This window comes from Stenotrophomonas sp. 22692, from assembly GCF_052045015.1.
GTDB lineage: Bacteria > Pseudomonadota > Gammaproteobacteria > Xanthomonadales > Xanthomonadaceae > Stenotrophomonas > Stenotrophomonas geniculata.
Window position 1 is genome coordinate 1 of the sequence record NZ_JBQEMR010000066.1, and the last position, 8493, is coordinate 8493.

The following is an 8493-nucleotide window of genomic DNA, read 5'->3' on the forward strand; positions in this document are numbered from 1 at the left end:
CCCCCCCCCCCCCCCCCCCCCCCCCCCCCCCCCCCCCCCCCCCCCCCCCCCCCACTACCGGTCCGCGCAGGACCTACTGGCGGCGTACCGATTGCACGACCGACAGGCGGCGCAGGCGGCGCATCACTTCGGCCAGGTGGTTGCGGTCGCGTACCTGGATGTTGAACGCCAGCACGGCGGCGTTGAAGTCGCGGTCCAGGTAATCCACGCGCTCGATGTTGGAATGGCTCTGCGCGATGGCGGCGGCCAGCTGCGCCAGCACGCCGGTGCCGTTCTCCACTTCCACCACCAGCGAGGTGTCGTAGTCGCCGGAAACGGTGGTGTCCCAGCCGATCGGCACCCAGCGCTCGGGCGACTTGCGCAGTTCGGCCAGGTTCGGGCAGTCCATGCGGTGCACCACGATGCCCTTGCCGGCGGTGTGGTAGCCCATGATCTCGTCGCCGGGAATCGGCTGGCAGCAGCCGGCGAAGGTGACCACGCCGCGCTCGCTGCCGTTGATCAGGATCTTTTCCTGCGAGTGGTGGCGCGAATGCGGGCCGCCACGCAGTTCGGCGTAGGCCATCAGCGCCTGCGCGGCCTGGGTCGGCATCCAGTTGCCCAGTGCGACCTCGGCCAGCAGCGCCTCCAGGCGTGGGAAACGATGCTCGGCCAGGAACGCATCCAGGCGCCCCTTCGGCAGCCGTTCCAGCGACGAATCCATCGCTTCCAGCGCGCGGTCGAGCATGCGGTGGCCCAGCTGCACGGCGTCCTCGTGCTCCAGCTGCTTGAGCTGGTGGCGGATGGCGGTGCGCGCCTTGCTGGTGACCACGAATTCCAGCCACTGCGGTTTCGGCGTGGCCGAGCGTGCGGTGATGATCTCCACCGACTGGCCCGACACCAGCTTGGTACGCAACGGCACCAGTTTCTTGTCCACGCGCGAGGCCACGGCCATGTTGCCGACGTCGGTATGCACGGCGTAGGCGAAATCGAGCGCGGTGGAGTTGCGCGGCAGCGCCAGGATCTTGCCCTTCGGGGTGAACAGGTAGACCTCGTCCGGGAACAGGTCGACCTTGACGTTGTCGAGGAACTCCAGCGAGGAACCGGCAGCACGCTGCGAATCGATCAGTTCGACGATCCAGGCGTGCGCACGGCTCTGCGCACTGTTGGGTGAATCGCCGCCGAACTTGTAGGTCCAGTGCGCGGCCACGCCGCGTTCGGCGATCAGGTCCATTTCCTCGGTACGGATCTGCACTTCGATCGGCGAGCCATACGGCCCGAACAGCACCGTGTGCAGCGACTGGTAACCATTGGCCTTGGGAATGGCGATGAAATCGCGGAAGCGGCCATCCAGCGGCTTGAAGGTGGCATGCACCGACCCCAGCGCGTGGTAGCAGCTGGGCACGCTGCGCACGACCAGGCGGAAGCCGAACACGTCCATCACCTGGTCGAACGATTTGTTCTCGTCGCGCATCTTGTTGTAGATGCTCCACGGCGTCTTGATGCGGCTGACCAGGCGGTGCTCGATGCCTTCCTTCGCCAGCCGCTGCGACAGCTGAACTTCCACCTGTGCCAGCGCTTCACGGCGTACCACCGGCTGGCTGCGGATGTGCTTTTCCAGGATCGCGTGGCGCCACGGATACAGCGCCTTGAAGCCTAGGTTCTGCAACTCGCTCTTGACCAGGCTCATGCCCAGGCGCTGGGCGATGGGCGCATAGATCTCCAGCGTCTCGCGGGCGATGCGGCCGCGCGCTTCGCGGCTCTGCGCGCCCAGCGTGCGCATGTTGTGCAGGCGATCGGCCAGCTTGATCATGATCACGCGCAGGTCGCGCGACATTGCCAGCAGCATCTTGCGGAAGCTCTCGGCGGCCGCTTCCTGGCGGTCGCGGAACTTCAGCTTGTCCAGCTTGGTCACGCCGTCGACCAGTTCGGCCACGGCTTCGCCGAACTCGGCAGCCAGCGCCTCACGGGTCAGCGGGGTGTCTTCGATGGTGTCGTGCAGGATCGCGGCGATCAGCGCTTCCACGTCCAGGCCGAGCTCGGCCAGCACCTGGGCCACGGCCACCGGATGGGTGATATAGGGCTCGCCCGACTTGCGCGTCTGCCCAGCGTGCGCGGCGGCTCCGACTTCCCAGGCGCGGCGCAACAGCGGCAGCTGTTCCGGCGGCAGGTAATGGGCGGCGCGTTCAAGCTGGAGGACGTAGTCGGGTACGGCGGCAGCGGGGGCTGCGGCGACCTTGGCAGTGGGGCCTGGGTTCATGCCCGAAGCCTATTCCAGCGCGACGTTTACGGCAAATCCTGAATGCGAAACAGCCCGCACGGGGCGGGCTGTTCGGCGATCCAGCAATGACGTTGATCGATGCGATCAATCGTCGTTCTTGGACATGTCTTCGTCGGCGACCACTTCGGCGGCGGCCCACTCCAGCGCTTCGCGCTCGGCGCGCTCACGCTCGGCCTTCTCGACTTCGTCGATCAGCGCGTTGTCGATCTTGCGGGCGGCGATTTCGCGCAGCGCCAGCACGGTCGGCTTGTCCTCGGTCTCGCTGTTGTCCAGCGTGGCCTGCACGCCGTTGGCGAGCTGGCGGGCACGCTTGGAAGCCATCATGACCAGTTCGAAACGGTTGTTAACGACTTCCAGGCAATCTTCTACGGTGATGCGGGCCATACGGGCTCCCGGCGACCGGTCGGCCGCTCAGTCGAATGAGGGAAAGGGGACGGAGTGTACTGGCAGGGGCTGGACAAAATCAAGCCAACCCTCACCCGATTCTTTTGGAATCAGTCAGTTGCGCCCGAATCAGGGGTCAACAGGGCCTGGATCAGGCCGGCGTGGCGGACCTTCTGGGCCTCCCGGCGCAGGCGGCTGGCGGTGAAGATGGCGCACAGCTCGTCCACGGCGGTGTCGAACACCTCGTTGACGATGACGTAGTCGAACTCGTTGAAGTGCAGCATCTCGTCACGGGCCGCGCCCAGGCGCTGGGCGATGACCGCCTCGCTGTCCTGGCCGCGCTTGCGCATGCGGTCCTGCAGGGCCTGCTTGGACGGCGGCAGGATGAACACGGTGACCGTGCCCGGCACCAGCTGGCGCACCTGCTGCGCGCCCTGCCAGTCGATCTCCAGCAGCACGTCCTGGCCGGCGGCCAGCTGCGGTTCAACTGATTGGCGGGCGGTGCCCTTCCAGTCGCCATGCACCCAGGCATGCTCGAAGAAGTCGCCGGCGGCGATCATTTCCTCGAACTTTTCCGCAGAGACGAAATGGTAGTGCTGGCCGTTCACTTCACCCGGGCGCATCGCACGCGAGGTGAAGGAGATCGACAGGGCGATCTGCGGGTCACGCGCCAGGGTGGCATTGACGATGCTGCTCTTGCCGGCACCGGACGGGGCGGCAACGATGTACAGCGTGCCGCGCGCAACGGCCTCCGACGGCTTCGACGGTGCGCTCATGCGGGGGATCCAACGGGTTGATTTCGCAAAATTTTTCCTCGATGTTCCAGATCCGGCGCGGAGGATCGCGCCAGGACGGCGGGGGCTGCGCGGAACATCCTGGAACCAGGCCCGGCAGACGCTTTCCCCGGGGTGCGGGCACGCAACTTTACCAGAGCCGCCCCGTTGCGCGCCCGCCCGGCAGGCGCCGGGCCTTGTGCCACATGGGCGTGCGGGGGCCTGTGCTATAACCGGGCCGTACCCAACGACAGCCCGGAGGCCTGCGCCTCCCCGCCATCCCAGGAGAACGGCATGCCATCGATGAGCCGCCGCCAGTTCCTGAAAGTGACCGGGACAACCCTGGTCGGCTCCAGTCTGGCACTGATGGGCTTCGCGCCCGGCATCGCGCTCGCGGAGGTCAGGCAGTACAAGCTGACCCGCGCGACCGAGACCCGCAACACCTGTACCTACTGTTCGGTGGCCTGCGGCATCCTGATGTACAGCCTCGGCGATGGCGCCAAGAACGCCGAGCCGAGCATCTTCCATATCGAAGGCGACCCGGACCATCCGGTCAACCGCGGCACGCTGTGCCCGAAGGGTGCCGGCCTGGCCGACATCATCCACAGCAAGTCGCGCCTGCTCTACCCCGAGTACCGCGCGCCGGGCTCGAACGAGTGGAAGCGGCTGAGCTGGGACGATGCACTGGACCGCATCGCACGGCTGATGAAGGAAGACCGCGATGCCAATTTCGTGCAGAAGAACGAGGCCGGGCAGACGGTCAACCGCTGGCTGACCACCGGGATGCTGGCAGCCTCGGCCACCAGCAATGAAACCGCGGTGCTGACCCACAAGGTCGTCCGCTCCCTTGGCATGTTGGCATTCGACAACCAGGCACGTGTCTGACACGGCCCGACGGTGGCAGGTCTTGCCCCGACGCTAGGCCGTGGTGCGATGACGAATCACTGGGTCGACATCAAGAATGCCGACCTGATCCTGATCATGGGTGGCAATGCCGCCGAGGCGCATCCGTGCGGGTTCAAATGGGTGACCGAGGCCAAGGCACACAACAAGGCCCGGCTGATTGTGGTCGATCCGCGTTTCAACCGCTCGGCTGCGGTGGCCGACGTGTACGCGCCGATCCGCACCGGCACCGACATCGTGTTCCTGGGCGGCCTGATCAACTACCTGTTGACCGAGGACCGCATCCAGCACGAGTACGTGCTGAACTACACCGACATGTCGTTCCTGGTGAAGGACGAGTTCGCCTTCAAGGACGGCCTGTATTCGGGCTACAACGAAGAGAAGCGCAGCTACGACCGTTCCAGTTGGGACTACGCCTACGGTGACGATGGCTTCGTGCGCAGCGACCCGACGCTGCAGGACCCGCGCTGCGTCTACACCCTGCTCAAGCAGCACTACGCGCGCTATACCGTGGAGATGGTCGAACGCATCTGCGGCACGCCGGCCGACAGCATCCGGCAGGTCTGGGAGATGATCGCGTCCACCGCCGGCAAGGACAAGGCGATGACCATCCTGTACGCGCTGGGCTGGACGCAGCACTCCATCGGTGCGCAGAACGTGCGTGCCGGCACCATGGTGCAGCTGCTGCTGGGCAACATCGGCGTGGCCGGTGGTGGCATGAACGCGCTGCGCGGGCATTCCAACATCCAGGGCCTGACCGACATCGGCCTGATGTCCGACCTGCTGCCTGGCTACCTGACGCTGCCGAAGCAGGACGAGCAGGACTACGACGCCTACATCGCCAAGCGCACGCAGAAGCCGCTGCGCGCCAACCAGATGTCGTTCTGGCAGAACTACCCGAAGTTCCACGTCAGCCTGATGAAGTCGTGGTGGGGCGACGCTGCCACCGCCGACAACAACTGGTGCTTCGACCACCTGCCCAAGCTCGACAAGCCGTACGACATGCTGCAGGCGTACGAGCTGATGAACGAAGGCAAGATCCACGGCTACATCTGCCAGGGTTTCAACCCGCTGGCCTCGGCGCCGAACAAGGGCAAGCTGATCAGTGCGTTCTCCAAGCTGAAGTTCATGGTCAGCATGGACCCGCTGGAAACCGAGACCATCGCGTTCTGGCAGAACCACGGTGCGCTGAACGACGTCGACCCGAGCGCGATCCAGACCGAAGTGTTCCGGCTGCCGACCACCTCCTTCGCCGAGGAGAACGGCGCGGTGGTGAACTCCTCGCGCTGGCTGCAGTGGCACTGGAAGGGTGCCAATCCGCCGGGCGAAGCGCGCAGCGACATCGAGATCATGTCCGAGCTGTTCCATCGCATCAAAGCGATGTACGAGAAGGACGGCGGCGCGTGGTGGGAGCCGGTGCGCGACCTGGCCTGGAAGTATTCCAACCCGGAACTGCCAACGCCGGAAGAACTGGCGATGGAATACAACGGCAAGGCGCTGGCCGATGTGTTCGATCCGAAGGACCCGACCAAACTGGTGCGCAAGGCCGGCGAGCAGCTGGCTGCGTTCGGCGACCTGCGCGACGACGGCAGCACCTCCTCTGGCTGCTGGATCTACATCGGTGCCTGGGGCCCGACCGGCAACATGATGGCGCGGCGTGACAACAGCGACCCCACCGGCATCGGCAACACGCTGGGCTGGGCCTGGGCGTGGCCAGCCAACCGCCGCGTGATGTACAACCGCGCCTCGTGCGACGTGGCCGGCCAGCCCTTCGATCCGCGGCGCACGCTGCTGGCCTGGAACGGAAAGAACTGGGGCAGCGTGGACGTGCCGGACTTCAAGGCCGACGAAGACCCGGCCGGCGGCATGGGCCCGTTCATCATGAACCCGGAAGGCATCGCGCGCTTCTTCGCCAAGGCCGGCATGGCCGAAGGCCCGTTCCCGGAGCACTACGAGCCCTTCGATACTCCGCTGCGCAGCAACCCGCTCAGCCCGGGCCAGGCGCAGACGCTCAACAACCCGGCCGCGCGCGTGTTCGCCAGCGACCGTGCCCAGATCGGTTCGCCGGACGAGTTCCCGCACGTGGCCACTACCTACCGCCTGACCGAGCATTTCCACTTCTGGACCAAGCACGGCAAGCTCAACGCCATCATCCAGCCCGAACAGTTCGTCGAAATCGGTGCTGCACTGGCCGACGAGCTGGGCATCAACAACGGCAGCCGCGTGCGCGTGAGTTCCAAGCGCGGCCATATCGAAGCCGTTGCGATGGTGACCAAGCGCATCAAGGCCCTGCAGATCGATGGAAAGACCGTGCACCAGGTGGGCATTCCGATCCACTGGGGTTTCCTCGGTGCGGCCAAACCCGGCTACATCGCCAATACGCTGACCAACGCCATCGGTGACGGCAACTCGCAGACGCCCGAATCGAAGTGCATCCTGGTCAAGGTCGAGAAGGTGTAGGAGACACGCCATGTCACTGCAATCGCTGGACATCATCCGCCGCTCGGCCACCACCACGCCCTCGCCACAGGCGCGCAGCGCGCACACCGGCCAGGTCGCCAAGCTGATCGACGTGAGCAAATGCATCGGCTGCAAGGCCTGCCAGGTCGCGTGCATGGAGTGGAACGACCTGCGCGACGAAGTGGGCAGCTGCGTTGGCAGCTATGACAATCCGCCGGACCTCAGCGACCAGTCGTGGACGGTGATGAAGTTCCGCGAGTACGAGGACGAGAAGGGCAAGCTGGAGTGGCTGATCCGCAAGGAAGGCTGCATGCACTGCAGCGATCCGGGCTGCCTCAAGGCTTGCCCATCGCCCGGCGCGATCATCCAGTACGCCAACGGCATCGTCGACTTCCAGGAAGAAAACTGCATCGGCTGCGGTTACTGCGTGACCGGTTGCCCGTTCGACGTGCCGCGCATTTCCAAGAAGGACCACAAGGCCTATAAATGCACGCTGTGTTCGGACCGGGTGGCGGTGGGCCAGGAACCGGCCTGCGTGAAGACCTGCCCGACCGGCGCGATCACCTTCGGCAGCAAGCAGGCGATGACCGAACATGCGGCCGGCCGTGTGGAAGACCTGAAATCGCGCGGCTACGAGAACGCCGGCCTGTACGACCCACAGGGCGTGGGTGGCACCCACGTGATGTACGTGCTGCAGCATGTGGACAAACCCGAGCTGTACGCCGATCTGCCCAAGGACCCACGCATCAGCCCGATGGTGGAGGTCTGGAAGGGCGTGGCCAAGCCGCTGGGCGTGCTGGCGATCGCCGCCACCGCCTTCGCCGGCTTCCTGCATTACATCGGCATCGGCCGCAACACGGTCAATGACGAGGAAGAAGAGGAAGCCGAACACGAGGCGAAGCAGATCGAAGAGGAGCAGCGGCCATGAAGTACGCCCCGCACCCGCGCCAGATCATCCGCTACCGTGCGCCGACCCGCATCAATCACTGGATCGTGGCGATCTGCTTCGTGCTGACCGCGCTGTCCGGGTTGGCGTTGTTCCACCCTGCTCTGTTCCCTTTGACCCAGCTGTTCGGTGGTGGACCGTGGACGCGCATCCTGCACCCGTTCGTTGGCCTGGCCATGGTGGTGGGCTTTGCCTTTCTGGCCTTCCGCATGTGGCGCGACAACCTGCCGACCGCCGACGACCGCGCGTGGATGCGCGGCATGCGCGATGTACTGCGCAACGAGGATGAGAAGCTGCCGCCGGTGGGCCGTTTCAATGCCGGCCAGAAGCTGTTGTTCTGGGCCATCATCGGATGCCTGTCGGCGCTGCTGCTGACCGGCTTCGTGATCTGGCGGCAGTACTTCAGCCACTTCTTCCCGATCGGGGTGATCCGCTTCTCGGTACTTGCCCATGCGCTGTTCGGCTGGGTGCTGATCTGCGCCATCGTGGTGCACATCTATGCGGCGATCTGGATCAAGGGGTCGGTGCGGGCGATGACCCAGGGCAAGGTGACCTACGGGTGGGCGTACAAGCATCACCGGCAGTGGTTCCGGGACATCCTGCGCGGGCGCCGGGAAGAGGGGTAGCGGCAGGGCCTGCGGCCCTGCACCCGCAGAGGCAACGTCAACGTCAACGTCAACGTCAACGTCAAAAGCTGGCTTCCTGAGGGGGGCCCGGGGGGGGGGGGGGGGGGGGGGGGGGGGGGGGGGGGGGAGGGGGGGGGGGGGGGG

At 65.7% G+C, this 8493-nt stretch carries 6 protein-coding genes; 3 read left to right on the plus strand and 3 right to left on the minus strand.

Going from position 1 to position 8493, the window contains the following annotated elements; genetic code table 11:
- Nucleotides 1-73 precede the first annotated feature (73 nt).
- From ACTJJM_RS20815 to gmk, 3 genes are all read right to left on the minus strand, one after another.
- Nucleotides 74-2236: a RelA/SpoT family protein gene (locus tag ACTJJM_RS20815; protein WP_010484045.1), complete on the minus strand. Its 2163-nt coding sequence runs from the start codon at nucleotides 2234-2236 to the stop codon at nucleotides 74-76.
- 105 nt (nucleotides 2237-2341) lie between these two features.
- Nucleotides 2342-2641: a DNA-directed RNA polymerase subunit omega gene (gene rpoZ / locus ACTJJM_RS20820; protein WP_005410877.1), complete on the minus strand. Its 300-nt coding sequence runs from the start codon at nucleotides 2639-2641 to the stop codon at nucleotides 2342-2344.
- 110 nt (nucleotides 2642-2751) lie between these two features.
- Nucleotides 2752-3417: a guanylate kinase gene (gene gmk, locus ACTJJM_RS20825; RefSeq protein WP_010484044.1), complete on the minus strand. Its 666-nt coding sequence runs from the start codon at nucleotides 3415-3417 to the stop codon at nucleotides 2752-2754.
- Nucleotides 3418-3708: 291 nt separating this feature from the next.
- Here gmk and fdnG point away from each other — a divergent pair, with 291 nt between their 5' ends.
- Genes fdnG through ACTJJM_RS20840 form a run of 3 tightly spaced genes read left to right on the plus strand, consistent with a single transcriptional unit; the run spans nucleotide 3709 to nucleotide 8349 of the window.
- On the plus strand, nucleotides 3709-6777 hold the full coding sequence (fdnG, locus tag ACTJJM_RS20830; protein WP_312386080.1) for a formate dehydrogenase-N subunit alpha: 3069 nt from the start codon (nucleotides 3709-3711) through the stop codon (nucleotides 6775-6777).
- A gap of 10 nt (nucleotides 6778-6787) precedes the next feature.
- Complete coding sequence (gene fdxH, locus ACTJJM_RS20835) at nucleotides 6788-7705, plus strand: formate dehydrogenase subunit beta (RefSeq protein WP_010484042.1); 918 nt, start codon at nucleotides 6788-6790, stop codon at nucleotides 7703-7705.
- Nucleotides 7702-8349: a formate dehydrogenase subunit gamma gene (locus tag ACTJJM_RS20840; RefSeq protein ID WP_019338771.1), complete on the plus strand. Its 648-nt coding sequence runs from the start codon at nucleotides 7702-7704 to the stop codon at nucleotides 8347-8349. Before fdxH ends, ACTJJM_RS20840 begins: the two co-directional genes overlap by 4 nt.
- Nucleotides 8350-8493 lie beyond the last annotated feature (144 nt).